Below are 26787 nucleotides of genomic sequence, written 5' to 3' on the forward strand. Positions count from 1 at the left end.
TTATTAAAATGAAATCTGAATAATTATGCTTAGTTCAACAACAAAGAAAAAATCTAGTTTAGAGCAATATTTTGAAGCATTCAGAAATAATATTGTCGGGAATAATGAATATTTCGAATCTCCTTACGGAAGGAAAAAAATTATTTATGCCGATTGGACTGCTAGCGGAAGACTATATAAACCTATAGAAGAAAAATTACTTAACGAAATAGGGCCATTTGTAGCCAACACACATACCGAAACTTCTATTACAGGATCGGCAATGACACATGCTTATCATGAAGCTAGAAACATTATAAAAAAGCATGTTAATGCTTCAAAAGATGATATTCTCATAACTGTTGGAACAGGAATGACGGGAGCCATCAATAAATTTCAACGTATTTTAGGATTAAAGGTTAATGAAAATTTAAAAGACCATACAGAAATTCCAGAAGAAAAAAGACCCATTATTTTTGTGTCTCACATGGAACATCATTCTAATCAAACTTCTTGGTTAGAAACTATTGCAAGAGTAGAGGTAATTCCTTCAAATAAAGACGGCTTACCATGTCTTATAAAACTAGAAGAGTTAATAGAAAAAAATAAAGAGTGTCCCATAAAAATAGCTGCTTTAACAGGCTGTTCTAATGTTACTGGTATTAGAACCAATTACCATGACATTGCTAAGGTCATGCACAAAAACAACGGTTTATGCTTTGTTGATTTTGCATGTTCAGCACCTTATGTAAATATTGATATGCATCCAGAAACTGAAGAAGAATATTTGGATGCCATTACCTTCTCTCCTCACAAATTTTTAGGAGGTCCAGGTTCATCAGGAGTATTAATCTTTAATAAAAAATTATATAAAAACCTTGTGCCAGACAACCCAGGAGGAGGTACGGTAAGCTATACAAATCCTTGGGGAAATCATGATTATATTGATGACATTGAAACTCGTGAAGATGGAGGTACACCTGGGTTTTTACAGGCCATCAAAATTGCACTTTCAATTCAACTTAAAGAGCAAATGGGTGTTCAAAATATTTTAGACCGTGAACACGAATTAATCGACATTGTTTTTAACAGCCTTTCTGAAATTGATAATTTACAAATATTAGCCCCTAAGCACAAAGATAGATTGGGTGTGTTTTCGTTTTATATAGATGATGCGCATTATAATTTAATCGTTAAACTTTTAAACGATCGCTTTGGTGTACAAACACGTGGTGGCTGCTCTTGTGCTGGAACTTATGGGCATTATTTATTAAATGTAGATGAGCCAACATCAAAGGCTATAGAACAAAAAATACTAGAAGGCTGCTTAATTGAACGACCAGGCTGGATACGCATGTCTATTCATCCAACAATTACCAATACCGAAATGAAATTTATATGTGATGCTATAAAATCTGTTGCAGAAAACTATAAATTATGGGGAGAAGATTATGAATATGATGCTATTAAAAACGAGTTTATTCATAAAGGTAATAAGTCTATTGAAAAAGAAATAACTAAAGACTGGTTTAAACTTTAAAACTCTTCTCTTGTAATTAACTCATAATTATTCCGTCCAAAAGTTGTAGATTGAGTAACTAACTAAAGCCAACTTCATGTCGACCAATAAAATTGAGATTGCAAAACTTTCGGAATTAAAAGAGAAACAACCCGCTTACGCTTTAGTAAAAAACACCGACTTAGTAATTATTAAACATGAACAAGGGATTTCTGTTTTGTACGGAAGATGTCATCACCGCGGTGCTCTTTTATCAGATGGCCATATTGATGGTCATAATTTAATTTGTGGCGTTCATGGCTGGGATTACCGATATGATACTGGAATTAGCGAATATAATAACGATGAGCAGCTTCACAAATTTCAAGAGTATATAGAAGGAGATTCTTTATTAGTAGACGAAAACGAAATTAAAAATTTCGAACACAATCATCCACAACCTTTTAATCGTGAGGATTATTTAGGAACATACGCAGACACACATCCAGAAGACACCGAGCCTTATACAGGGTACATAAAAGAACTCGCTAAAAACGGATTAAAAAACATTGGTCATCACGGATTTTCAGCATCCATGGGAGTAGATAGAAACACGCTACCCAAATGGAATGATATTCAATTTTTACCAGCACAATTAGCAACACGTCCTTTATTGGATGATGAGTCTGTTGCAACCAAAGTGGTTATTGGTCCAAACGCAAAAAAGCCACTGGAATTAGATATGCCACTTTTTGTGAGTGATATGAGTTTTGGAGCACTATCTCGTGAAGCTAAAATCGCTTTAAGCAAAGGAGCCGAAATGGCTGGAACAGGAATTTGTTCTGGTGAAGGCGGTATGTTACCAGAAGAACAAGCAAGTAACTCAAGATATTTTTATGAATTAGCATCAGCGCAATTTGGATTTTCTTGGGATAAATTAGATAATGTACAAGCCTTTCATTTTAAAGGTGGTCAAGGTGCGAAAACAGGAACTGGTGGTCATTTACCAGGAAATAAAGTAAGCAAAGAAATAGCAGAAGTAAGAGGTTTAAAAGAAGGCGAAACTGCTATCTCGCCAGCAGCAAATCCAAATTTTCATTCAGCTGAAGATTTTAAGGTTTTTGCCGATAAGGTACGTGAACGCACGGGAGGCATTCCTATTGGATTTAAAATTGCAGCAAGTCATATAGAAAAAGACATTCAATTTGCACTCGATGTAGGTGTAGATTATATTATTCTAGATGGTCGAGGTGGTGGAACTGGTTCTGCACCAACCATTTTAAGAGACCATATTAATGTACCAACTATTCCTGCTTTAGCTAGAGCAAGAGCCTATATGGATAAAGTAGATGCAACTGATATCACATTAGTAATTACAGGAGGCTTACGTGTTGCCGAAGACTTTGCAAAAGCCATGATGCTTGGTGCAGATGCTATTGCCGTTTCAAACTCAGCTTTACAAGCTATAGGTTGTTTAGGCATGCGCGCTTGTGGAACTAATAACTGTCCAGTTGGTATTGCTACCCAAAAAGAATCTTTAAGAAGTAGATTAATTATCAATCAATCTGCTAAACAGCTTTATAATTATTTCTCAGCAACCAACAATCTAATTAAAGTTGTGGCAAGAGCTTGTGGTTATGACGATATTACCAAATTTAGTCATGGTGACTTGTCGACGTTCGATTTAGATATACACAAATTAACAGGCATTAATTACGCTGGACTCAGCTCTTAATTCATCAAAAGAACAAACTTTTTACTTAACAACAAACCGACTTGTATATCTATCGGTTTTTAAAATGTATACGCCGTTTGAAAAGGCACTTATATCAATACTAGTTTTATTTAATTCAACCGTAGTTTTATATATTAATTTACCAAAAATATCAAATATTTTAAGTAATCCTATTTTATCGATATTTGTTGAAATAAATAATTCGTCACTACTGGGTATAGGATAAATTTTAATTTTTTTTTCAAATTTAATATTCTCATTGACTGATAAGGAATTTAAAGCATCAAAGCCAATAGTTTGGCCAACATCAGCTAAATTGTAAGGACCAACTATACCATTGGCTCCAAATTCTTCTGCTCCCGCGTCAAAATCCAAGGCTCTATTACCGTAAAGAATATCTTTTGTTAAAAACGAATAGCTTCCTATACCAGCGTCAATAGCTGGACTGCCAGAGGCAAGTCTATAAAAATCACTTCCGCTAGTTAATAATCCAGAAGCTACTGTTTGGTTTGAATTTACTCCGTTAGTTAAATCCCAACTTCCATTTTGAGTTATATTTCCTTGATAAATTGAAGACCCTCCTGTTGGCGCTGTAAGCTCTTGAAGTGCCGAATCACTAGAATTCAGCATGATATTATTAGCAATAATTAGGTTTTCTGGTGCAAGGGTTGCACCGCTTAAACTAGTTCCAATTCTAATAGCTAAATCACAGTCAACAAGCGTATTATTTACAATCTGTACATTTTTAACTTGAAAATATTGATTTAATTCAGAATCTTGTATGCCATTCATAACATTTATACCTCCTGTTGCACTAGAACCAGCTCCTCCAGGTTTTCTATGATTAACGCCTTCAATATAGTTGTTGTATATTTTATGGTCTTCACCAATTACCCTAATACCTCCTGAAAAATCATTGTTTTCTGCAAAAAAGTAATTATTATATACCTCGGTACCATTGCCATGTCTTAAAGTTAAGGTGCCTTGATAGTCCCTAAAAGTGTTATTATAATATTTATTACTACCACATTTGTTTGAGATAATTTCTACTTCACCAGACCAGTTATTAAAAAAATTATCATAAACTTCGGTAAAAGAATCAGACATAGATGTAGTACTTACACCAATTCTTATCGCATCTTGATCGTTTAATCCATTTACATTATTATCAACAGGCACTCTATCTGCGAAATAATTGTGATGAATTTTAGAATAATCGGGCGTTGAATTATTATGATTATCATTAATAATACTACCTACGCCATTTTTTCCTAAAAAAGAGCAATAACTCACCTCATTGTATTCACCATAAATAATAATCCATTTAAATATATCCTCCTCTTGACTTACAGTACCGTTATACGAATCTATTTTTATATTCCTAACATGACAGTTTACACAATCATTATTACTAGAATCTCTAAACTCGATAATAGGTTCTATTCTATTACTACCTGAAATAAGTCCGGACGGATTTTGAAAAATAATGCCTTCAAAAATAACATAAGAACCTCCTATACTAATGTTACATCGTCCTTCAAAAAAAACATTTCCAGGGTTTTGAGCTCTTATAATACAAGGCTGAAGTTCTGTTGCATTTACATTAATAGATATTTGAATATCTGTCCAAGTACCATCAGTTAACTCAATAGTAGTTCCTGCAACTGCATTTGAAACAGCATTTTGAAGTTCCGTATTATTACTAACAACTTGCGAATTAGCATTAATAATAAATAACAACACTAATAAATAAAAATAATTTTTCATAGCTTCTTGCACTTTTGGAAAACCAAATTGGTTAACCAATTTTCAAATATAAGAAGTTTTATTTACAAATAACTGTAGTTTGGTTAATATTGAATTATATAAAACCATGTTGTTTTGCGTGCTGCAAGGCAAAATCGCTACTCTTAACCAAAAGAACTGGTGTTGCTTTATAATCTTTATATAATCTGGATACGCGAAGCATTTTCTTTTTATGATTTACACTTCTAAGATAAATAGCCAGAATTCTACCTGGAAAAGTTTCAGCAACATCCATATAAATATCGGCATCGTACTCACCACTATCACCTATTAAAATGAATTTAAGCTTAGGGTAGGTTTTTAAAATATTGATGATTTCAATATGTTTTTGAGGACGATCACCAGATTTTTTTTTGAATATATCCTTAAAACTTCGAAGTAATATGGGCCCTTTTGGAAAGGTATTCTGTTTTAAAAAGAACTCGAGATAACGATATAAATTCCACGGACTATGACTCACATAAAAAATAGGATTAGCGTTTTCTCCAGATCCGCCTCGATGTAATTTATGATAAAACTCTGCTGCACCTTCTAATGGGATTCGGCTTGCTGCACTTTTAAAAATACTATTGAGTAATACTTTCCATTTTAGCATTGAAACGACACCAGTATGAATAATGGTATCATCAATATCGCTAATCACACCAAAATTTGCTTGATCTGATGGTATCAATAGTTCTCCAGGAAACTGATTGGAATTTTGAATATTGCGTTTAATAGTAACATCATCATATGCCACCTCAAAATGGAGCCAACCTTCGGAATTGGTTAAAAGGTTTAAGTCATTAACTTTTTCGTCTATTTTAAAGTAACCATGCCCGTCAGTTGTCGTTTTTAATGTTTTTCCATTTGGTAAGGTAACATTAATAGTAGTGTGCTTGATTTCATCAGTCTCAAAACGCTTCCATGAATTTATAAATAATCCCAACAACCCTTTTTGCTCCAAATTAACACTTTCATCTTCAATAGCTCTTCCTCTTAAATATAAATGATTTGAAGTTCCATATGTTTGAAAAACAATTATTTGAAGTGCATCTTTTTTAAACATTAAGGTTATTATATTTGATTTAAAAATACAAAAAAACCACGTTTAAAAAACGTGGTTTTATATTTAAAAAGTTTTCTCTTGGTTAGTTTAGAACCTCTTCTTCAATAACCTTTTAAACTTTTATGTTTACATCTTTTACTTCTTCATTTAAAGCTTCTAAACTAGCCTTTACTTCTTCCTCTGTACCTTGAATAGTTTTGTAGCTAGTTGATGCTTCTCCATTTTCAGTTGTAACAGTAGTAACTACAGCTTTAACGGTTCCATCTTCATTATTATTCATTTCCACTTTTACTTCTTTTGAAACTTCAACCTGCTCTTTAATATCATTTTCAGAAAGATAAGCAGTAACTGCATCCGAAGACAATGCTATACTAGGCGCTATAACTAATGCCACTACAGACATTAATTTAAGTAATATATTTAACGAAGGCCCAGAAGTATCTTTAAATGGATCTCCAACAGTATCACCTACAACAGCTGCTTTATGAGCTTCTGTTCCTTTTCTACCTTCTTCCTCAATTGTTTTCTTTGCGTTATCCCAAGCACCACCGGCGTTTGATTGGAAAATAGCCATAAGAACACCACAAGTAGTTACACCTGCTAGTAAACCTCCTAACATTTCTGCACCACCTAAAAAACCAACAGCAACAGGAACGGCAATAGCTAATAACCCTGGTAAAACCATTTCTCTAATAGATGCTTTTGTAGAAATATCTATACATTTACTATAATCGGCAACACCATCGGCATCATCAAATATTTTTCTATCAGCATCAGATGCTTTAGACATATCTGAATCATACTTGCGCATAACTTCTAACGCAGCCTTTAATTTCGGAATGTCTCTAAATTGACGTCTAACTTCTTCAATCATTGCCATTGCGGCACGACCAACAGCATTCATAGACAACGCTGAGAATACAAATGGCAACATACCACCAACTAGCAATCCTGCCATAATTTTAGGCTGAGATACATCAATAGCAGTCACATTAGCTGTCTTCATAAAAGCAGCAAATAATGCTAAGGCTGTTAAGGCTGCAGAAGCAATGGCAAATCCTTTACCAACTGCTGCAGTTGTATTACCAACGGCATCTAATTTATCTGTACGTTCACGAACCTCACTTGGTAATTCTGCCATTTCAGCAATACCCCCTGCATTATCACATATAGGACCATAAGCATCAACTGCTAATTGGATACCTGTGTTTGCTAACATTCCAACTGCTGCAATAGCAATACCATATAAACCAGCAAAATGATGTGAAATCATAATAGCTGCAGCAATTAAAAGAATAGGAATCATTGTTGACATCATACCAACACCTAAACCAGCAATAATATTTGTGGCAGCCCCAGTCTCAGATTGTTTAACAATAGACATTACAGGTTTTTTACCTGTAGCTGTATAATACTCTGTTATTTTACCAACACCTAAACCTGCAACTAAACCTGCAATTGTTGCCCAAAATACACCCATAGCTCCGAAAGGCAACCCTTCAACAGATTCAGGAATTAAAGCATGTATAATAAAATAAGATGCCACAACCATTAAACCTGCAGAACCAAATTCGCCAATATTTAAAGCTGTTTGTGGATTTCCACCATCTTTTACTTTTACAAAGAATGTTCCTAATATCGACATGATGATACCTACAGCTCCAAGAACTAGAGGTAAATATACTGCTCCTAAACCACTAAAATCTGGTGTTAGAATAAAAGCACCTAATACCATTGTTCCTATAATAGAACCTACATACGATTCGAATAAATCGGCTCCCATACCAGCAACGTCTCCAACATTATCTCCAACATTATCAGCAATAGTCGCAGGGTTTAACGGATGATCTTCTGGAATACCAGCCTCAACTTTACCCACAAGATCGGCACCAACATCGGCAGCTTTAGTATAAATTCCTCCACCTACACGCGCAAATAAGGCTATAGATGAAGCTCCTAATGAAAACCCAGAAAGGACATTTAATACCATTCCTAAATTTTCACCTCCAGGCCACATACCTTGATATACAATAAATAACCCACTCAATCCTAAAATCCCTAAACCTACAACACCTAGGCCCATTACAGCACCACCAGCAAATGCCACTTCTAATGCACGTCCTAAAGATGTTCTTGCAGCTTCAGTAGTTCTAACATTTGCTTTTGTTGCTACTTTCATACCAATAAATCCTGCTAAGGCAGAACAAATAGCTCCAATAATAAATGATACGGCAACCATACCACTTGATCCTACTTCCGTTTCGCCTTTAAAATATAATAAGACAGCTACTGCAGCCACAAATATTGCTAAAACCTTGTACTCAGCTTTTAAGAATGCCATGGCACCGTCTGCTATATTCTTAGCAATACGAGACATTTTTTCATTACCAACGTCTTGTTTTGAAACCCATCCGCTTTTTAGAAAAACGAAAATCAAAGCTACAACACCAAAAAGCGGTAAAAATTTTACTATTAATTCCATATTAGTTAGTTTAAGTTAATTAATTTTCAACGTCGCCAAAAATAGGAAAATCTATGTGATAAAAAAAGCCACCTTATATTAAAGATGGCTCATTTTTATGTCGTTTTATTAAGAATCTATCAATTAAATAGTAAAAGTACGTTTTTTCTTGTGCTCACTTTCATCATAACGTTGTACACATTGGTGATAAATCTTTACAGCTTCTTCTGCATTTCCCCAACCACCTGTATCTACTTTTTTCTTTTCTAAATCTTTATATACTTGGAAAAAGTGTTCTATTTCTTTTAATCTATGAGGGTTTAAATCTGCGATATCAAACTTCTGATTCCAAACAGGGTCTGAAACAGGAATACAAATAATTTTCTCATCTGGTCCTTTTTCATCAGTCATATGAAAAACCCCAATTGGTCTTACCTCCATAACAACCATAGGATATGTTGGCTCTGTGCCTAAAACTAAAACATCCAATGGATCTTGGTCTAATGCTAATGTTTCAGGAATAAATCCATAATCTCCTGGGTACATCATTGATGAAAACAACATACGGTCAAAGCGAATTTTGTGTAATGTAAAATCGTATTCGTATTTATTTCTACTTCCTTTTGGTATTTCAATTAACACATCAAATGTTAAATCTTTTTTCTTAGTCATAATTTCAATTCTATTTTGGGGTGCAAAGGTACTGAACACTTTAACCTTTTACAACAAATAAGGAATCCCTTATAATCTTTTTACATAACCTTAATTGTTAGTTAAAGAATAATCTACGAAATATGATATTCACAAAATTTAACATAAATATTTATTACCTTGGAATCTTTATTTTGAATCTGACTAACTCACATCTTTATGAAATATTATATTACTTTTTTTTGTGCTTTGTTTATACTACCATTAGTGGCTCAAAATCAACCATGGCAAGGAAGATTTGAACCCATAGACAACCTCATGGCTTCGCCAAACAGTTATCGAACAGCGAGTGGCGCACCTGGGAAAGCGTATTGGCAACAACGTGCCGATTACAAGATTAGGGTCGTATTAGATGAGAAAAACAATACTATTTCTGGTGAGGAAACCATTACCTATTACAATAATTCTCCAGATGACCTTAGCTATTTATGGATTCAGTTAGAGCAGAATGTCAACAAAAAAGGGAATGAAGACTTTGGCAGCATAAACAACAATTTAAAAGATGGCATGAATGCACGCCAGATGCAATTTTTGACGCGAGCTATTGATTTTCCGGCAGGTTACACCATAAAACATATTAAAGACACAAATGGGGAGCCAATTAGATCTTTAGTGAATAACACCATGATGAAAGTATTATTGGAAGAACCTTTAAAATCTGGCACATCCATGAGTTTCTCTATTGCTTGGTCTTACCCAATTACAGATCGTAGCATGTATTTACTTTCTAGAGAAGGTTACGAGTATTTTCCTGAAGATGATAATACCGTTTACTTGATTGCGCATTGGTTTCCAAGAATGGCTGTTTATAATGATACTGAAGGTTGGCAGAATCAGCAATTTCAAAAACTAGGAGAATTTGCGTTAGAATTTGGTGATTACGAAGTTGAAATAACTGTTCCCGAGGATCATGTTGTAGCTTCAACAGGCAAATTACTTAATGCTGAAAAAGTACTTAGCAAAACACAACGTGATCGAATGGAAAAAGCGAAAAAATCGTTTGACAAACCAGTCATGATAATTACGAAAGAAGAAGCTGAAGCGAATGAAAAAACAAAATCATCTAAACAAAAAACGTGGAAGTATACTGCAACTAACGTTAGAGATTTTGCATTTGCATCATCTAGAAAATTTATGTGGGATGCTCAAACTGTAAAATTGCCTACAAATACTGTGATGGCAATGTCATATTATCCAAAAGAAGGACTTCCAGTTTGGCAAGAAGAATCTACAAAATCTATAATGCATGCATTAGAAGTATATTCTGAAGCGACTTTCGATTACCCTTACCCTGTAGCTATTTCTGTTAACACATCTAATATAGGAATGGAATTTCCTATGATTAGCTTTAATGGTGGGCGTCCAAAAAATGGTAAAATAAGCGATAAGGCAAAACAAGGCATGATAGGCACAATAATCCATGAAGTTGGACACAACTGGTTCCCTATGATTGTTAGTTCAGACGAGCGTAAATGGATGTGGATGGACGAAGGTTTAAATACTTTTTTACATCAAAGAACCGTAAGAGAGCGATACCCTGATTTCAATCACGTTACGCCTAAAACCATTACGCCTTTTATGAGTGGTGATAAAAATATATTACGCCCAATAATGACGACATCAGATAATGAGTTATTGTCTCAATTTGGAGCAAATTTTTATATGAAACCAACTGTGGGACTTCAAATGCTAAGAAATTCTATAATAGGAAAGGAATTATTTGATGCCGCATTTAAAGAGTACGCCAACCGTTGGAAATACAAACATCCAAATCCATCAGATTTATTTAGAACCTTAGAAGATGCAACCGCTACCGATTTAGATTGGTTTTACAGAGGCTGGTTTTTTACAACCGATCATGTGGATATGGAATTGAGTAATGTAAAATGGTTTAAAGTCTATGAAGAAAACCTAAATATTGAAGACCAAAAAAGAAGTCGACAAGTTAAAATTGAAGGTGATAGCAACAGTGAAAATCCAAAAGATTTCTCTAATGGTCCAGAAATCATTACTATGAATACGACTCCAGATAATGCTTATGGCGGATTTTTATCAAGACTTGATGAAGCTGAAGTTAAAAAGCAATTATCTGGGAAAAACCTTTACGAGATAACAATTAAAAATAAAGGCGGTTTAGTAATGCCTGTAACGATTGAATGGGTTTTTAGCGATGGCACTTCTGAAATTGATAAGCTCCCTGCTCAAGTCTGGCGTAGAAATGAATACGAAATAAAACAAGTTTTTGTTAAAGAAAAAGAAGTAAGAACGGTTAATCTTGATCCTAACTTTGAGTTTGCCGATACCGACACTAAAAATAACAGCTTCCCGAAAGTGGAAACACCATCTGAGTTTGATGAGTTTAAAAATAAGCAAGGGAGTAATTGATACGTTTATAATTCATATAGTTAAGTTAGGCACAAGTTGACATCAACCAATTTAAATAATCATGAAGAATCTTACTATTCATAAATTCAAGCCAATCGGTATTTTTCTTTCAATTACATTAGTACTAAGTGCAATTTATTATTTTCTTATAATTTATTCTGGCACTCTTGGTAGTGGCTGGGGACAATTTACAATGGGACTGATGTGGTGTCCTGGTATTTCTGCTTTGATTACTGTAAAGCTACTAAAAAGAAATATTTCTGATCTAGGATGGAAATGGGGCAAAACAAAGTATCAAATATGGAGTTACTTAATTCCTCTTATATATGCACTAATTGCTTATCTGGGTATTTGGGTGTTTGGATTGGGTGGCTTCTTTGACAAAGAATTTGTTGTTAGGTTAACCAACTCTTTTGGCTTTGGGGAAATAGGAAGTGGTTTTATAATAGCATTCTACTTCATTTTATTCGGAATTTTCGGAACAATCCGTGGTGCTGCAAGTGCTTTAGGAGAAGAAATTGGGTGGCGTGGATTTTTGGTTCCAGAACTATACAAAACAAAAGGATTTACAAAAACTTCAATGATTTCTGGTTTTATATGGGGGATTTGGCATTTGCCAATTTTGCTCTTTGCTGATTATAATAGCGGCACACCTTCTTGGTATGCAATGTCTTGTTTTATGGTATTAATTATTAGCATGAGTTTTATTTATACATGGTTTCGTATAAAGTCTGGAAGTTTATGGACGGCAGTTATACTTCACGCCAGTCATAATTTGTTTATTCAAAGGATTTTCTCCCCTCTAACTGAAGATACAGGAAAAACTGCTTATTATATAGATGAATTTGGAATTGTATTACCAATTATAGGAATTGGTTTTGCTATTTATTATTGGAGTAAACGAAAAGAATTAAACCCAGTAACTAACACCATATAAAATTAATTGCTCATAAAACACAATTTACGAAATTCCTCATAGCCCTTCTATCTGTGATTTATTTGCTAAATTTATTCCTTAAACTACGCAACTATTTTTATGCAACAATGTTGACTGTAATATGAATATAACCAAAAAAAGTAATGTAGATAAAGATAAGTTATGCATTGATGAATTGACAAATCGGTTCTTTGATTTATTCAATAATACAGATGGTAAAACTCCAAAAGTTAAAGACATAAAAAGCATTTTCATAGAACAAGGAATGATTATCAGTAATACCACAGGAAAACCTATGGTTTATGGATTAAAAGATTTTATTGAACCAAGACAGAAAATGTTGAGTGATGGAACATTAAAAGATTTTAGCGAAAATGAAGTGTCTCATAAAACTGAAGTTTTCGAAAATATAGCACATCGATTTTGTTTTTATGAAAAGTCTGGAAAACTTAATGGTAACCCTTTTAAATCTGAAGGAATGAAAACTCTTCAATTTGTAAAAATTAATGGTGAGTGGAAAATGACTAGTGTTGCTTGGAGTGATAAAGAATAAATATTACAGACAACAACCAGTATAATTAATTGCGTGATCTGTGTGTTCTCAGAAAATCCCAGTGAATTTCTCTCTAGTTTGCTTTCTTTTATTTAACTTGGTTCTTGCCAGCGTAACTAATTAATCAAAATATGAATTCTAATAAAAAAACTGGAAGGCTTGTAGGTCTATTATTCCTAATCATTTTTGCAGCTGGAATTACTATCTACCAATTTTTACAAGGTCCAATACTTTTTTCAGATAATTTTATAACTACTACTTCTGCAAACTCAAATGAAATCATATTTTCGACCTTACTTTTATTTTTAAGTGGTATAACATCTGTTGTTATAGCCACAATTTTATTGCCCATTTTTAAAAAACATAGCACTCCTTTGGCTTTTTTATATTTAGCATTTAGTATACTAGGTTTTATAGCCATATCTATTGACAATATTAGTGTTCTATCTATATTAGAATTAAGTATAGAATATACCAAAAATGGAACTGGTAATTCTGATATATTAAATACCTTAGGCAGAGTTTATTATAAAAAACATTGGTGGACACATTACTTGAGTCTTCTCATTTCTTGCTTACCAGTTTTTATTTTATACTATACATTATACGTGACTAAATTAATTCCAAAAATCATTTCAGTTTTTGGAATAGTAGCTGTAATGCTTATGTTTATTGAAATATTATTTTCGATTTTTGGAAATAGCATTAGTATGAATATGCTTCTTCCAATAGGGCTCATTCAAGTAATTCTTCCTCTTTGGTTAATCTTTAAAGGATTGGGTTCTAAGTTTTTAGAAACTGAAATGAAATAACGGAATTTAGATAGAAAAAACACATCATTAAGACGTATAAAATTAATTGCTGGTGCAAGGTTACTTGCGAAAATCTTTACGAATTTCTATTCGGTTTGTATTTGCTAATTTAGTATACAACAATGCTAAACAAAACATCTAAAAATAAAACCCAAAACTGCCAGTTACGCCAAATTTTCTAGCCTCTGGATACAGGAAATCATCTTTATAGTTTCCTCTAAAATTAAAGTCTATTCTAAAAACCTTAAAAATATTACCAATCCCAAAGCTATATTCGTAATAAGGTTGGGATGATGGCGCAACTAAAGGAATCGTGTTTGGATTGCTTGTAGAACTCAGTAATCTATTTTCTTCTGAAAGTTCTCCCCAAACACCTCGAATACTTATAATTTCTCTTAGGTTAAATTTTCGTAAAAATGGAATTCTTGAAAAGAAACGTCCGTTAAAATTATGCTCTAAATGCACTGAGGTATAAGTATCAGATACAAACTCATAAAAATCTAACTGAGAAAAAGTATTATAAATTGAAAAATAGGTTTGGTTTCCAGGGATAACACTTAATAAACCTAATGGTACTTCTCCAAAAGTTTTGCCAGCTTCCACTGTAGTTGTTAATCTACCAAAACCTCCTACCTGCCAAGGTTGTATATATGAAAACTGTACTTTGGTATAGTCGAAATCGCTGTCAAACATGCTTTTATCGCCACGACTTACTTGCGCAAATAAACGCGCAAAATCATCATTAGCTATTTTGCGCTCAACACCAAACCCTGTCATTTTTCTTTTTGGGAAATATGAGAGTGATAACGATGTTTCAAATTGTTTAATTTCTGATTGAATCCCATTCGCAGTATTGTAATCTAAGCTAAATGTTGGCGATGCAGATTCTAAGGTTCTATAATTAGCTCCCAATCTAAAAATAAGATTACGCCAAGGCTCAGCTTCAACAGCAAAACTTGTTAAATTTATGGATGTAAGTTTGTCGTTAGCACCTGTACCCACCACCGAAGACGATGCTAAACTTCGACCTAAAACATCGGTACTGGTTGTTAAACTAGCTCCTATTTGTTCTACATCGCGTCTGTTTCCACCAGAAATAATTATACGCCGCTTTTTATCAAGCAACCACTTTCCAGAAATACCATATTTGAATTTATCATCTCTAAATCCGTAGGCCAAAAAACCTTCTAAACGCCACAAATCATTTCTTCCAAAATAAGTGCGACCACCTGCGCGTAAACGCAAACCTTCTACTTCGTTAAAACCGAAAGTTGAAAATATAGGGCCATAATCTAAAGGCAAAGAGTTGAATTCAATATAACCCGATGCCAAAATACTGCCCAAATTATAAAGACGTTTAAACTTTTTAACCGTTTTTAAAGTGTCTAACATTTTATAAACACCTTTTTCATCTTTATTTAAAGCTTCGAGCCTATTTTCTGTCCAAAAAGTTTCATCTCTATCATATACATCCTTATCGTAATTATAAACTTCGGTTTCGTAGAATTTCTTGTCCTTTTCAATATCGAATTTATAATTATCGTAAAGTGTTGTACGTTTTCCATAGACGCCACGTGATTTTTCCTTTTTACTAAATGCAAAATCGGACATCATATAATCACGTTTCACTAGAAACAAAGAATCATTTAATACCTCAAATTCTTGTTCAATATAAATCTCCTTAACCCAATTGATATTAGCACTCTTAGATGCTTGAAGGTTTATTTCCTTAATAGCATAAGTAGAGTCTGCAACCCAAAAATCGCCTTTAAATGTCAATTCATTTTTTCGTCTTGGGTAATAAATAACATTATAACACCATTTATTATCTATAAAAGCGCTATCACTTAAAACATAATTATAAGTACTTATTCCGGTTTTAGATAACGGGCTAACAAAACTCTTATCAAAAAACTTTAGGTAGTTATCATAAACGTTAAAATCGGAATACAAATCGTCTACAAAGTCTATAATCACTTGATTATCGCTAAACCCAGAGTTCTTATTTCCTTTAAGTTCGTTTTTTTCCTTGTTTATAATGTTGTCTCCATAAACTTTTGAAACCGCTTCGTTAATAAACATTGGCAGGTATGTTTTTCCAGTAACGCGAGATGTATCAACCTCATCGAAAACAAACTCCATACCTCTAAAAAGTTTACTTTTTATTAGACCACTATCTATTGTATTAAGGTCGAATTCGACTTTTTCATATTTATCGTATTCGTATTGATTGAATTGCTTCAAACCATTACTTCGCTTATTATCCCAAATTTTTCGTAGTAAATCTATTGCTGGGTTATTCTTTTTAGATTGCTTTCCAGAAACAATAACCACTTGATTTAATTGTGATGCCTCTTCGTTAAGGGTAAATTTTAAATTATAAGTTACTTTTTTATCTAAAGGAATGTCTAAGGTTTCATAACCTATAAAAGAAACTGTTAAAGCATCCCAAGTTTCATCAGATTCTAAATAAAATCGACCATCTTCATTGGTGATAGTACCTTCCGTAGACCCTTTAAATATGATATTAGCAAAAGAAATGGGTTCATTAAACGCATCAAACACGTGGCCACTAACTTTAGTTTGAGCCATTCCGGAAAACATTCCGATAAAAAATAGGGTGATAAGTAATCGTAAGTTCATATTATAAAAAAAACTTCATCAACAATCATGCTAATGAAGTTTATATAACGTAAATTATATTAATTTATTTGTACAAAACCTTTTTTACTGCTTTTATCACATCTTCATGGTTTGGAAGCCACTCAGCAAGTAAAACAGGGGAATATGGCGCAGGTGTATCTGCTGTATTTATTTTTACAATTGGCGCATCTAAATAATCGAATGCTTCAGACTGCACTAAATAAGTGATTTCTGTTGCAACATTTCCAAAAGGCCATGCTTCTTCCAAAACAACCAATCGGTTTGTTTTTTTAACAGATTCAACAATAACTTTTCTATCCATTGGACGAACGGTACGTAAATCTATAATCTCGCAAGAAATGCCTTCTTTCTCAAGTATATCTGACGCTTTATAAGCTTCCTTAATTATTTTTCCAAAAGATACTATAGTAACATCTGTTCCTTCACGCTTAATATCTGCAACACCTAATGGCACGATGTATTCGCCTTCTGGCACTTCTCCTTTATCACCATACATTTGTTCACTCTCCATAAAAATAACTGGATCGTCATCACGAATAGCAGCTTTTAATAGTCCTTTAGCATCATAAGGATTAGAAGGCACAACCACCTTTAATCCTGGCGTATTAGCAAACCAATTTTCGAAAGCTTGTGAGTGAGTAGCTCCTAATTGACCTGCAGAAGCTGTAGGCCCTCGAAATACAATGGGGCACTTAAATTGACCACCCGACATCTGTCTAATCTTTGCTGCGTTATTTATAATTTGATCTATTCCAACTAACGAGAAGTTAAAAGTCATATATTCAACTATTGGTCTGTTACCAGTCATTGTAGACCCTATTGCAATACCTGCAAAACCTAGCTCTGCAATAGGCGTGTCGATTACACGTTTAGCACCAAACTCATCTAACATACCTTTCGAAGCTTTGTAAGCTCCGTTATATTCAGCAACTTCTTCACCCATTAAATATACGCTTTCGTCTTTACGCATTTCTTCGCTCATTGCTTCACAAATCGCCTCTCTAAATTGAATTGTCTTCATTTAATGTATTTTAAATCGAGTTGCAAAAATAACAATAAATGCTTTATATTCTTTAAAAGAATTATGCAAATTTACTATGCGTGCATAGTAAATATTCAAAATAAAATATTTAACTTCGTCCTCTGCAAAAATTACAATAATTAAAATCGATTATAATGAAAATTTTAGTGTGTATTAGCCATGTGCCAGACACGACTTCGAAGATTAATTTCACAGAAGACAACACAAAATTTGACACTAATGGCGTACAGTTTGTTATTAATCCGAATGACGAATTTGGACTTACACGAGCTATGTGGTTCAAAGAAAAACAAGGCGCCGAGGTTACGGTTGTAAATGTTGGAACTGCTGAAACAGAGCCTACACTTCGCAAAGCTTTAGCGATTGGTGCTGATGCTGCAATTCGTATAAACACCGTTGCGACTGATGGTTTTTCGGTTGCAAAACAATTGGCAAATGTTGTAAAGGATGGTTCTTACGATTTGGTTATTGCTGGTCGTGAGTCCATAGACTATAATGGTGGTATGGTTCCAGGTATGGTGGCCGGAATAATTGATGCCAATTTTGTAAACAACTGCATTAATCTTGAAGTTGAAGGAAACAATGCCACTGCTACAAGAGAAATAGATGGTGGAAAAGAAACCGTTTCCACTTCACTCCCTCTAGTAATTGGAGGTCAAAAAGGTTTAGTTGAAGAAAGTGATTTACGAATTCCAAACATGCGAGGTATTATGATGGCTCGTAAGAAACCTTTAACCGTTTTAGAACCAATAGATGCGACTGCTGAAACATCTTCGGTATCATTTGAAAAGCCTACACCGAAAGGAGCTGTAAAACTGGTGTCTCCAGATAATTTAGATGAATTAGTACACTTACTTCATAACGAAGCTAAGGTGATTTAGCTTGCTAAAGTATTCCGAACTTGTTTCGGAATCTTTTTAAAAACAGCAAAAAGATTAATAAGATCCTGAATCAAGTTCAGGATGACAAAATCAAAAATTTATGTCCGTTTTAGTATATACAGAATCAGAACAAGGAACTTTTAAAAAAACAGCATTCGAAGTAGCGTCTTATGCCAAAGCTGTTGCAGACCAAATGGGATCAACCGTTACAGCTATTACTATCAATGATAGTAATTACAACGAATTGGGTAACTATGGTGTAGATAAGGTATTAAACGTTAACAATGACAGCTTAAAAAGTTTTAATGCTAAAGGCTATGCTGATGTTATTAAGCAAGCAGCAGATAAAGAAAACGCCAAAGTTATTATTGTAAGCTCTAGTGCAGACAGTAAATATCTTGCACCACTTTTAGCTGTTGGCTTAAATGCTGGTTATGCTTCCAACGTTGTTGAAGCGCCATCAAGTATTACGCCTTTAACCGTTAAACGTAGCGCCTTTACAAATAAGGCTTTTGAAGTATCTCAAATAAACACAGATATTAAAATTATTGGTCTTTCAAATAATTCCTTTGGATTAGTAGAATCTAATGGTAATGCTTCCGCGGAAGAATTTTCACCTACTATTTCAAATGCTGGAGTTACAATTGAATCTGTAGATAAAGCTACAAACAAAGTAAGTATTGCTGATGCCGATATTGTAGTTTCAGCAGGTCGTGGCTTAAAAGGTCCTGAAAATTGGGGCATGATTGAAGAGCTTGCCGACATTTTAGGTGCTGCAACAGCTTGTTCAAAGCCAGTTTCAGATTTAGGCTGGAGACCTCATAGCGAACATGTTGGGCAAACAGGAAAACCAGTGGCCTCTAACTTGTACATTGCTATCGGAATTTCGGGTGCTATTCAGCATTTGGCTGGAATTAACGCATCTAAAGTAAAAGTAGTTATTAATACTGATGCCGAAGCACCTTTCTTTAAAGCTGCAGACTATGGTGTTGTTGGTGATGCCTTTGATGTTGTTCCGGCATTAATAGAAAAATTGAAGACTTTTAAAGCACAACAATAAAATATTTTTTATAAATTGTATACGCGTACAGAACTGCGTAAATTAGCATTTTGTTCTTTAATCTGTCATTGGCAGTTTGGTAAAGTTCTAATTTAAACAGTTCTTTGCTTTTTTATAAATTATGAGTTTAGTAAGATTAAATATAAAGGGAATATCTTATAGCCAAACCCAAAATGGTGCTTACGCCCTTATTTTAAATGAAGTTGATGGAGACAGGAAACTCCCTATTGTTATAGGTGCTTTTGAAGCGCAATCTATAGCTATAGCATTAGAAAAAGAAATTCGCCCACCAAGACCTTTAACTCACGATTTATTTAAAAATTTTGCCGATCGGTTTGACATTGTTGTCAAACAAGTGATTATCCATAAATTAGTCGATGGTGTTTTTTACTCCAGTCTAATTTGTGAGCGTGATAAAATTGAAGAAATTATAGATGCCAGAACGAGCGATGCCATCGCTTTAGCACTTCGTTTTGATGCTCCAATTTTTACATATAAAAACATTCTTGACAAAGCAGGAATCTACCTAAAAGTCAACCCTAGTAAGGATGATGAAGAAAACGAAGATAGTGTTTTGGTAGACGATTTACTTGCCGACGAGATAGAGCTCGATGTGCCTCAAGAAAGCTACAAAGGAAAAAGCTTAGAAGAACTTCACAACCTTTTAGACGAAGCTGTAACTAATGAAGATTATGAGAAAGCAGCTAAAATAAGAGACGAAATCTCAAAACGATAATTTTACATTACACTATGAAACAATTTCTTTTGCCTTTTGTCGCTATTTTTTTATTATCTACTTCAACAATTATAGCGCAAGACACAACAGAAACCATAGTTGTCGATTCACTTCAAACTAGTATTGCAAGTCAAGATTCATTAGAAAATATTTCTATAGATGTACAATCTTTAAATGAATCCATTTTAACAGATATGGCTGAAAAAGTATCTAAACCTGATAACACTTCTACCATTATTCCAAGCCAAGGATTTTCTGTAAACAGTTTGTGGCGCGGTGTTCTAGGTATGATAACATTGGTTTTTATAGCTTTTCTTTTTAGTAGTAATAAAAAAGCCATTAACTGGAGAGTTGTTGGAATGGGTTTGGCTTTTCAATTATTAATAGCGGTAGGTGTTTTAAAAATTGAATTTATTAAAGGAATTTTTGAGTTTGTAGGTAGTCTTTTTGTAAGCGTTCTCGATTTTACTAGAGCAGGAAGTAAGTTCCTTTTTGAAGGCTTGGTCGTGGACATGGATACTTTCGGATTTATTTTTGCTTTTCAAGTATTACCAACTATTATTTTCTTTTCAGCACTAACATCCGTTTTATTTTACTTAGGAATTATTCAGAAAGTAGTGAAAGGGATGGCTTGGTTATTATCAAAAGCTTTAAAAATATCTGGTGCCGAAAGCTTAAGTGTTGCTGGGAATATCTTTTTAGGACAAACTGAAGCACCTCTTTTAATAAAAGCTTATTTAGAAAAAATGAATAAGTCCGAAATGTTGCTCGTCATGATAGGTGGTATGGCAACCGTAGCTGGTGCTGTACTTGCAGCTTACATAGGTTTCCTTGGTGGCGACGATCCGGTTTTACGATTATTTTATGCAAAACACTTATTGGCGGCATCAGTAATGGCGGCACCTGGTGCTATTGTAATTTCTAAAATCCTATATCCACAAACCGAGGATGTTAATACAGATGTAACGGTGTCTCAAGAAAAAATAGGTACAAATTTTTTAGATGCGATAGCCAATGGCACCACCGAAGGATTAAAATTAGCCGTTAATGTAGGTGCTATGCTTCTAGTTTTTGTAGCTTTTATAGCTATGTTCAATGGTATTTTAGGTTGGGTTGGAGATGTGTCTTCTTTAAACGGATGGATAGCTAAGAACACTACTTACGATAATCTTTCTTTAGAACTTCTATTAGGTTATACCTTTGCTCCTCTTATGTGGCTTATTGGTGTGGCTAAAGAAGATATGGCTTTAATGGGACAACTACTTGGAATAAAATTGGCGGCTAGTGAATTTGTGGGTTACATACAATTAGCAGATTTAAAAAACATAACAAACGATATCCATCTTAGCTACGAGAAATCCATTATCATGGCAACATACATGCTTTGTGGATTTGCCAATTTTGCATCTATAGGTATTCAAATAGGTGGTATTGGCTCTTTAGCTCCCGGACAACGTAAAACATTATCTAAATTCGGTATGAAAGCTCTTCTGGGTGGCACAATAGCTTCTTTAATTTCTGCTACTATTGCAGGTATGATAATTGGGTAACAATTCACTTTCTTAGGTTAATAACTTTATAATAACATATTGCAAATCTTATCCTATCTTTTTGGCAGATTTTCATATTTTTAGCTCCATCAAAAAATGAATTAGAAGACCTAGTAAATGAAACAATACCACGATTTAGTAAAACACGTTTTAGAAAACGGGAACGAAAAAGGAGATAGAACAGGAACAGGAACAAAAAGTGTTTTTGGGCATCAAATGCGATTCGATTTAAGCGAAGGATTTCCCATGGTTACTACAAAAAAACTGCATTTAAAATCTATAGTTTACGAATTACTTTGGTTTTTAAAAGGCGACACAAACACTAAATACCTTACCGAAAATGGTGTACGCATATGGAATGAATGGGCTGATGAAAATGGTGATCTAGGGCCAGTTTATGGACACCAATGGCGCAACTGGAATAACGATGAGATAGATCAGATTAAAGAGGTGATACAGACTTTAAAAAGCAATCCTAATAGTCGTAGAATGTTGGTTTCTGCTTGGAACCCTTCAGTACTCCCAGATACTTCAATATCTTTTGGAGAAAATGTAGCTAATGGTAAAGCAGCTTTACCTCCATGTCATGCGTTCTTCCAATTTTATGTGGCAGATGGCAAACTTTCTTGTCAGCTTTATCAAAGAAGTGCCGACATCTTTTTAGGCGTTCCTTTCAATATTGCTTCTTATGCCTTATTTACTATGATGATGGCTCAGGTTTGTGGTTATGAAGCAGGCGAATTTATACACACCTTTGGTGATGCACATATTTACAGCAATCATTACGAGCAACTAGAATTACAATTATCGAGAGATATTCGACCGTTACCAAAAATGATTTTAAATCCTGAAATAAAGGATATTTTCGATTTCGATTTTGAGGATTTTACATTGGTTGACTATAATCCACATCCACATATTAAGGGTATTGTTGCAGTATAAAAAAAGCACCTTCTAAAAAGAAAGTGCTTTCAATAAATTTTTGATGTGTTTTAACTAAACAGTTACAACGCCGTTATCTGCTCCAGCAAAGTCATTCCAAGCATAAGAATCTGCTTCAGAATCATTTACATAAGCACCGTCTACGACATACTTAAACTCGTAAGAGCTGTCTTTGTCTAAATCGATAGTCCCTTTAAAGGTACCATTCTTTAATTTTTTAAGTGGTGCTTTTTTAGCGTTCCATTCGTTAAAACTTCCTACAACAGCAACTTTTTTAGCATCTTCTGCTTCAATAGAAAAAGTTACTTTACATATAGGTTTACTCTTTAAATACTGTTTTTTAATAGCCATAATAAAATGTGTTGTTTTATGGGACAAATTTATTAAAGAAATAGTTAATAATTAACACTTTAGCTCATTTACACTAAAGAATTATCAATTTATTAATATCTGTTCACATTAATCTAAAGTATATAAAAATTTAAGAATAAAAATGTATAATTATCATCCAAAAAGTATCTTTTTTTACTGATTTTAAGGATTTTTAAACTAAAACGATTTCGCTATTTAGCTCTATATTTTATTATAAATTAGTTAAAAAACTTTAACTTTACATGCATTAAAACGAACCCATGTTTGGAAAAAAGAAACCCATCCCTACTATAGATAAAGACCAATTAGAGCTCATTGAAAATGCTCAAAAACGTATTAAACAAAAGAAACGTTTGTATGTTCATTTTGTGATATTTTTAATTGGCGCCATCTTTTTAATAATAGCAAACACAGTTTTAGGTATTGGCAAAGACTTGAAATTTTTCGAAATAAACTGGTTTGTTTATGCCATTCTTTTGTGGTTATTCTTTTTTTTATACCACGCTTTCAATGTATTTATTACCCATAAATTTATGGGTAAAGCATGGGAGAAACAAGAACTAGATAAATTAGTTGCAAAACAACAAGAACGAATAGACAAACTAAAAGCCGGCTTTTTAAAAGAAGAAAAATTAATCGCTCATAGTGAAGTTTATAATGAATCCATTTCAAAAGTTCAAAATTTAGAATCAAATAATTCTAAATCAGAACTAACCATTATTGTTGCAGCAGCAGAAAACGATGCTATAGGGTTAGGGAACAAACTTATTTGGCATTTAAGTGATGATTTAAAACGTTTTAAATCACTAACAAATAAGCATCATATTATTATGGGGCGTAAAACATTTGAAAGTTTCCCAAAGCCTTTACCTAACAGAACTCATGTAGTTATTACGAGACAAAAAAACTATAAAGTCCCTGAGGGTGTAATAATTGTACATAGTTTAGAAGATGCTATTGATGCTGTTAAAAATGATTCTCAGCCATTTATTATAGGCGGTGGACAAATCTATAAACAAGCAATGGGTCTTGCAGATAAAATAGAACTTACAAGAGTTCATGAAGATTTTGAAGCGGATACATTCTTTCCCAAAATAGATGCATCAGTTTGGACTGAAATAGCCAATGTATTTCATAAAAAAGATGAAAATCATAAGCATGAGTTCTCTTTTGTGACCTATGAAAGAAAGTAGTATATGCGAATACCCCTTCTTATTATAAGTTTTATAACTCTTTTAGGTTGCAATACCAATAAGACAAAAGAAAAAACGTCTTCTATAGTTTTAGAAAGAAGTTTATTCTCAAAATACTTAAAAGATTCTATTAATTACTCAATCTATTTACCTGAAAAATTCGAGAACACTAAAAATCATCGCATCCTTTATCTAATGCATGGTCATGGTGGAAGTAACAAAGACTGGTTTAATGAAAAAGAAGGGAATATTAAGCACATTTTAGATAGTCTTATTAGAACTAAAAATATTAAACCAACAATTGCCGTATCACTTAACGCAGGAAATTCGTGGTACCTTAATAGCATAAAACCAATGGAGCTAATCTATATTAATGAATTTATTCCTTATATAGAAACTGAATATGACGTTTTAGTTAATCGCAAAACAAGAATGGTAGCAGGAAATTCTGCTGGAGGATTTGGCGCATTAAACTTTGGTTTAAAATACCCTGACTTATTTGAATCAGTTATTTTACTTAGTCCAGCCGCTTATTTTCCATCGCCACCCAAAATTTCTTCTTCTAGAGTAATTGATGTTTTCAAATATAACGGTGTTTTTAATGACTCAATTTGGAAATCCAACTCGTATAGAAATTTAATTGACGCTTCTAATGGCATAACAAATTATCCAAAATTTTATACCTCAACAGGTGACGATGATGCCTACGGTATTTCTAATGTAATATTCGAATTAAAATCATTTTTTATTACTAATCAAATAGACAGTGAAGTTTCAGTAATTAAAGGTGGACATGATTGGGCAGTTTGGAATGAATGCTTTACAAATGATTTAGTTCGAATCTTTAACGATTAAATAAATCAATGGTACAAGAAATCCAATTGCGCATTACACTTAAAGAGGAAAAACAACCAAATATATTGGTCATAAAATCCGCAATTAAGTTAGCCATAGACCGAAAACATATTTCAGGCATTAAAGTCTTAAGAAAATCACTTGATGCCAGAAAACCAAAGATTATATTTAATTATAAAGTTTCCGTATTTATTGATGAACCAGTTCCCAATAGTTCTGAATATACCTTTGATTACAAAGATGTTTCAAAGGCCGACCCCATACATATTATTGGTTTTGGTCCTGCTGGTATGTATGCGGCTTTACGCTGTATTGAGCTAGGCTTTAAACCCATAGTTTTAGAGCGTGGTAAAAATGTGCAAGACCGTAGACGCGATTTAAAAGCCATCAATCAAGACCATTTTGTAAACGAAGATTCTAACTATTGCTTTGGCGAAGGTGGTGCGGGAACCTATAGTGACGGAAAATTATATACGCGTAGTTTAAAACGTGGTGATGTCCGTCGTATTTTTGAAAATCTTGTCTTCCATGGTGCCACAGATCAAATTTTAGTTGATTCGCATCCACATATTGGCACTAACAAATTACCAAAAGTGGTTCAGAATATTCGTGAAACGATTCTTAAGTACGGGGGTGAAATTCATTTTGAAACACGCGTAACTGATTTCATAATAAAAGACAATAAAATTCAGGCTATACAGATTCAAAACGAAAAAGAATTGACTACCGAAAAAGTCATTTTAGCAACAGGACATTCAGCAAGAGATATTTTTTACCTGCTTGATAAAAAGCAAATTGCATTAGAAGCAAAATCTTTTGCAATGGGGGTACGAGTTGAGCATCCACAACATATTATCGATTCAATTCAATACCATTGTTCAGGCTCACGTAATGAATTACTCCCAGCGGCTTCTTATGGTTTAGTGGAACAAGTTAAAGACAGAGGGGTTTATTCATTTTGTATGTGTCCGGGTGGTTTTATAGTTCCTGCGGCTACAGCAAATGGCGAAGTAGTTGTGAACGGCATGTCACCTTCAAAACGAAATAATTTATATGCTAATTCAGGAATTGTAGTTGAAATAAATGTCGACACCGACTTACCTAAATATGAAAAATTTGGTTCTTTAAAAGGGTTAGAATATCAAAAAAACTTGGAGCGTTTAGCTTTCACTTCAGGTGGCAGAAGTCAAGTAGCACCGGCACAACGCTTAACAGATTTTGTTGAGGGTAGATTATCTAATAGTTTAAATAACACCTCTTACCAACCTGGTTTAAAATCAGCGCCTTTGCATTCTTTATTACCTAAATTCATTGGTGGTAGATTAAGAAAAGGATTTGAAGCTTTTGGAAGAAAAATGACAGGCTATTATACTGAAGAAGCAAATATTGTTGGTGTTGAATCTAGAACATCATCACCAGTTTCTATCCCAAGAAATAATCAATTACAACATCCACAAATCTCTAACCTCTTTCCCTGTGGTGAAGGTGGTGGTTATGCGGGAGGCATTGTTTCTGCGGCTATGGATGGCGAACGATGCGCAGAAGCAGCTACCAATAACCTATAGTT

Annotated in this window: 21 protein-coding genes; 14 read left to right on the top strand and 7 right to left on the bottom strand. The window is 33.7% G+C overall.

Features of this window, described 5'->3' with window-relative positions; genetic code table 11:
- Positions 1-25 precede the first annotated feature (25 nt).
- Together AC2D6V_RS01680 and AC2D6V_RS01685 are read left to right on the top strand one after the other, a co-directional pair.
- Entirely contained in the window at positions 26-1519 is a 1494-nt protein-coding gene (locus AC2D6V_RS01680; protein ID WP_484646303.1) for an aminotransferase class V-fold PLP-dependent enzyme, read from the top strand.
- Between the two features lie 76 nt (positions 1520-1595).
- Positions 1596-3212 (top strand): glutamate synthase-related protein, encoded by a 1617-nt coding sequence (locus AC2D6V_RS01685; protein ID WP_484646304.1) that lies wholly within the window; start codon positions 1596-1598, stop codon positions 3210-3212.
- A gap of 21 nt (positions 3213-3233) precedes the next feature.
- Here the strand turns inward: AC2D6V_RS01685 and AC2D6V_RS01690 are convergent, their stop codons facing one another.
- From AC2D6V_RS01690 to AC2D6V_RS01705, 4 genes are all read right to left on the bottom strand, one after another.
- Positions 3234-4979 carry a chondroitinase-B domain-containing protein gene (locus tag AC2D6V_RS01690; protein WP_484646305.1) on the bottom strand — a complete coding sequence of 582 codons (1746 nt, stop codon included), beginning with the start codon at positions 4977-4979 and terminating at the stop codon, positions 3234-3236.
- A 94-nt stretch (positions 4980-5073) separates the two neighbouring features.
- Entirely contained in the window at positions 5074-6066 is a 993-nt protein-coding gene (locus tag AC2D6V_RS01695; RefSeq protein WP_484646307.1) for an App1 family protein phosphatidate phosphatase, read from the bottom strand.
- A 112-nt stretch (positions 6067-6178) separates the two neighbouring features.
- Complete coding sequence (locus tag AC2D6V_RS01700) at positions 6179-8548, bottom strand: sodium-translocating pyrophosphatase (protein ID WP_484646308.1); 2370 nt, start codon at positions 8546-8548, stop codon at positions 6179-6181.
- A 123-nt stretch (positions 8549-8671) separates the two neighbouring features.
- Positions 8672-9199, bottom strand: coding sequence for an inorganic diphosphatase (locus AC2D6V_RS01705; protein ID WP_484646309.1), 528 nt, complete (start codon positions 9197-9199; stop codon positions 8672-8674).
- A 198-nt stretch (positions 9200-9397) separates the two neighbouring features.
- On the opposite strand from AC2D6V_RS01705, the gene AC2D6V_RS01710 reads away from it, so the two are divergent.
- The 4 genes from AC2D6V_RS01710 (at position 9398) to AC2D6V_RS01725 (ending at position 13925) form a co-directional block, all read left to right on the top strand.
- Entirely contained in the window at positions 9398-11623 is a 2226-nt protein-coding gene (locus AC2D6V_RS01710; RefSeq protein ID WP_484646310.1) for a M1 family metallopeptidase, read from the top strand.
- 61 nt (positions 11624-11684) lie between these two features.
- On the top strand, positions 11685-12560 hold the full coding sequence (locus AC2D6V_RS01715) for a CPBP family intramembrane glutamic endopeptidase (RefSeq protein WP_484646311.1): 876 nt from the start codon (positions 11685-11687) through the stop codon (positions 12558-12560).
- A 121-nt stretch (positions 12561-12681) separates the two neighbouring features.
- On the top strand, positions 12682-13113 hold the full coding sequence (locus tag AC2D6V_RS01720) for a hypothetical protein (RefSeq protein ID WP_484646312.1): 432 nt from the start codon (positions 12682-12684) through the stop codon (positions 13111-13113).
- Between the two features lie 131 nt (positions 13114-13244).
- Positions 13245-13925 (top strand): DUF4386 domain-containing protein, encoded by a 681-nt coding sequence (locus tag AC2D6V_RS01725; protein ID WP_484646313.1) that lies wholly within the window; start codon positions 13245-13247, stop codon positions 13923-13925.
- Positions 13926-14063: 138 nt separating this feature from the next.
- On the opposite strand, the gene AC2D6V_RS01730 is transcribed toward AC2D6V_RS01725, so the two are convergent.
- Both AC2D6V_RS01730 and AC2D6V_RS01735 read right to left on the bottom strand, forming a co-directional pair.
- Complete coding sequence (locus tag AC2D6V_RS01730; protein WP_484646314.1) at positions 14064-16568, bottom strand: DUF5686 and carboxypeptidase-like regulatory domain-containing protein; 2505 nt, start codon at positions 16566-16568, stop codon at positions 14064-14066.
- A gap of 64 nt (positions 16569-16632) precedes the next feature.
- Positions 16633-17610, bottom strand: coding sequence for a pyruvate dehydrogenase complex E1 component subunit beta (locus AC2D6V_RS01735; RefSeq protein WP_484646315.1), 978 nt, complete (start codon positions 17608-17610; stop codon positions 16633-16635).
- Positions 17611-17765: 155 nt separating this feature from the next.
- Between AC2D6V_RS01735 and AC2D6V_RS01740 the strand changes: the two genes are divergently transcribed.
- The 5 genes from AC2D6V_RS01740 to AC2D6V_RS01760 all read left to right on the top strand — a co-directional run bounded on the left by AC2D6V_RS01740 (position 17766) and on the right by AC2D6V_RS01760 (position 22800).
- Positions 17766-18512 carry an electron transfer flavoprotein subunit beta/FixA family protein gene (locus tag AC2D6V_RS01740; RefSeq protein ID WP_484646316.1) on the top strand — a complete coding sequence of 249 codons (747 nt, stop codon included), beginning with the start codon at positions 17766-17768 and terminating at the stop codon, positions 18510-18512.
- Positions 18513-18612: 100 nt separating this feature from the next.
- Positions 18613-19572 (top strand): electron transfer flavoprotein subunit alpha/FixB family protein, encoded by a 960-nt coding sequence (locus tag AC2D6V_RS01745; protein ID WP_484646317.1) that lies wholly within the window; start codon positions 18613-18615, stop codon positions 19570-19572.
- Between the two features lie 121 nt (positions 19573-19693).
- Positions 19694-20308: a bifunctional nuclease family protein gene (locus tag AC2D6V_RS01750; protein WP_484646318.1), complete on the top strand. Its 615-nt coding sequence runs from the start codon at positions 19694-19696 to the stop codon at positions 20306-20308.
- Positions 20309-20502: 194 nt separating this feature from the next.
- Positions 20503-21858: a NupC/NupG family nucleoside CNT transporter gene (locus AC2D6V_RS01755; RefSeq protein WP_484647504.1), complete on the top strand. Its 1356-nt coding sequence runs from the start codon at positions 20503-20505 to the stop codon at positions 21856-21858.
- A 117-nt stretch (positions 21859-21975) separates the two neighbouring features.
- Positions 21976-22800: a thymidylate synthase gene (locus AC2D6V_RS01760; protein ID WP_484646321.1), complete on the top strand. Its 825-nt coding sequence runs from the start codon at positions 21976-21978 to the stop codon at positions 22798-22800.
- Positions 22801-22854: 54 nt separating this feature from the next.
- On the opposite strand, the gene AC2D6V_RS01765 is transcribed toward AC2D6V_RS01760, so the two are convergent.
- The gene (locus tag AC2D6V_RS01765) at positions 22855-23151 is read right to left on the bottom strand and encodes an isoamylase early set domain-containing protein (RefSeq protein WP_484646322.1); all 297 of its coding nucleotides are present in this window, start codon (positions 23149-23151) and stop codon (positions 22855-22857) included.
- Positions 23152-23432: 281 nt separating this feature from the next.
- Between AC2D6V_RS01765 and AC2D6V_RS01770 the strand changes: the two genes are divergently transcribed.
- The 3 genes from AC2D6V_RS01770 to AC2D6V_RS01780 are packed head-to-tail and all read left to right on the top strand — an operon-like array spanning position 23433 to position 26785.
- Positions 23433-24365, top strand: coding sequence for a dihydrofolate reductase (locus AC2D6V_RS01770; RefSeq protein WP_484646323.1), 933 nt, complete (start codon positions 23433-23435; stop codon positions 24363-24365).
- Between the two features lie 3 nt (positions 24366-24368).
- The gene (locus tag AC2D6V_RS01775) at positions 24369-25220 is read left to right on the top strand and encodes an alpha/beta hydrolase (RefSeq protein WP_484646324.1); all 852 of its coding nucleotides are present in this window, start codon (positions 24369-24371) and stop codon (positions 25218-25220) included.
- Between the two features lie 8 nt (positions 25221-25228).
- A complete protein-coding gene (locus tag AC2D6V_RS01780) occupies positions 25229-26785 on the top strand; it encodes an NAD(P)/FAD-dependent oxidoreductase (protein ID WP_484646325.1) in 1557 nt (518 codons plus the stop codon).
- Positions 26786-26787 lie beyond the last annotated feature (2 nt).

Source organism: Algibacter sp. YIN40 (genome assembly GCF_057219435.1).

Bases quoted from the DNA above. Each gene is read 5' to 3' on its own strand.
- AC2D6V_RS01680 (WP_484646303.1), top strand. From the start codon at position 26: ATGCTTAGTTCAACAACAAAGAAAAAATCTAGTTTAGAGCAATATTTT.
- AC2D6V_RS01685 (WP_484646304.1), top strand. From the start codon at position 1,596: ATGTCGACCAATAAAATTGAGATTGCAAAACTTTCGGAATTAAAAGAG.
- AC2D6V_RS01690 (WP_484646305.1), bottom strand. From the start codon at position 4,979: ATGAAAAATTATTTTTATTTATTAGTGTTGTTATTTATTATTAATGCT.
- AC2D6V_RS01695 (WP_484646307.1), bottom strand. From the start codon at position 6,066: ATGTTTAAAAAAGATGCACTTCAAATAATTGTTTTTCAAACATATGGA.
- AC2D6V_RS01700 (WP_484646308.1), bottom strand. From the start codon at position 8,548: ATGGAATTAATAGTAAAATTTTTACCGCTTTTTGGTGTTGTAGCTTTG.
- AC2D6V_RS01705 (WP_484646309.1), bottom strand. From the start codon at position 9,199: ATGACTAAGAAAAAAGATTTAACATTTGATGTGTTAATTGAAATACCA.
- AC2D6V_RS01710 (WP_484646310.1), top strand. From the start codon at position 9,398: ATGAAATATTATATTACTTTTTTTTGTGCTTTGTTTATACTACCATTA.
- AC2D6V_RS01715 (WP_484646311.1), top strand. From the start codon at position 11,685: ATGAAGAATCTTACTATTCATAAATTCAAGCCAATCGGTATTTTTCTT.
- AC2D6V_RS01720 (WP_484646312.1), top strand. From the start codon at position 12,682: ATGAATATAACCAAAAAAAGTAATGTAGATAAAGATAAGTTATGCATT.
- AC2D6V_RS01725 (WP_484646313.1), top strand. From the start codon at position 13,245: ATGAATTCTAATAAAAAAACTGGAAGGCTTGTAGGTCTATTATTCCTA.
- AC2D6V_RS01730 (WP_484646314.1), bottom strand. From the start codon at position 16,568: ATGAACTTACGATTACTTATCACCCTATTTTTTATCGGAATGTTTTCC.
- AC2D6V_RS01735 (WP_484646315.1), bottom strand. From the start codon at position 17,610: ATGAAGACAATTCAATTTAGAGAGGCGATTTGTGAAGCAATGAGCGAA.
- AC2D6V_RS01740 (WP_484646316.1), top strand. From the start codon at position 17,766: ATGAAAATTTTAGTGTGTATTAGCCATGTGCCAGACACGACTTCGAAG.
- AC2D6V_RS01745 (WP_484646317.1), top strand. From the start codon at position 18,613: ATGTCCGTTTTAGTATATACAGAATCAGAACAAGGAACTTTTAAAAAA.
- AC2D6V_RS01750 (WP_484646318.1), top strand. From the start codon at position 19,694: ATGAGTTTAGTAAGATTAAATATAAAGGGAATATCTTATAGCCAAACC.
- AC2D6V_RS01755 (WP_484647504.1), top strand. From the start codon at position 20,503: ATGGCTGAAAAAGTATCTAAACCTGATAACACTTCTACCATTATTCCA.
- AC2D6V_RS01760 (WP_484646321.1), top strand. From the start codon at position 21,976: ATGAAACAATACCACGATTTAGTAAAACACGTTTTAGAAAACGGGAAC.
- AC2D6V_RS01765 (WP_484646322.1), bottom strand. From the start codon at position 23,151: ATGGCTATTAAAAAACAGTATTTAAAGAGTAAACCTATATGTAAAGTA.
- AC2D6V_RS01770 (WP_484646323.1), top strand. From the start codon at position 23,433: ATGTTTGGAAAAAAGAAACCCATCCCTACTATAGATAAAGACCAATTA.
- AC2D6V_RS01775 (WP_484646324.1), top strand. From the start codon at position 24,369: ATGCGAATACCCCTTCTTATTATAAGTTTTATAACTCTTTTAGGTTGC.
- AC2D6V_RS01780 (WP_484646325.1), top strand. From the start codon at position 25,229: ATGGTACAAGAAATCCAATTGCGCATTACACTTAAAGAGGAAAAACAA.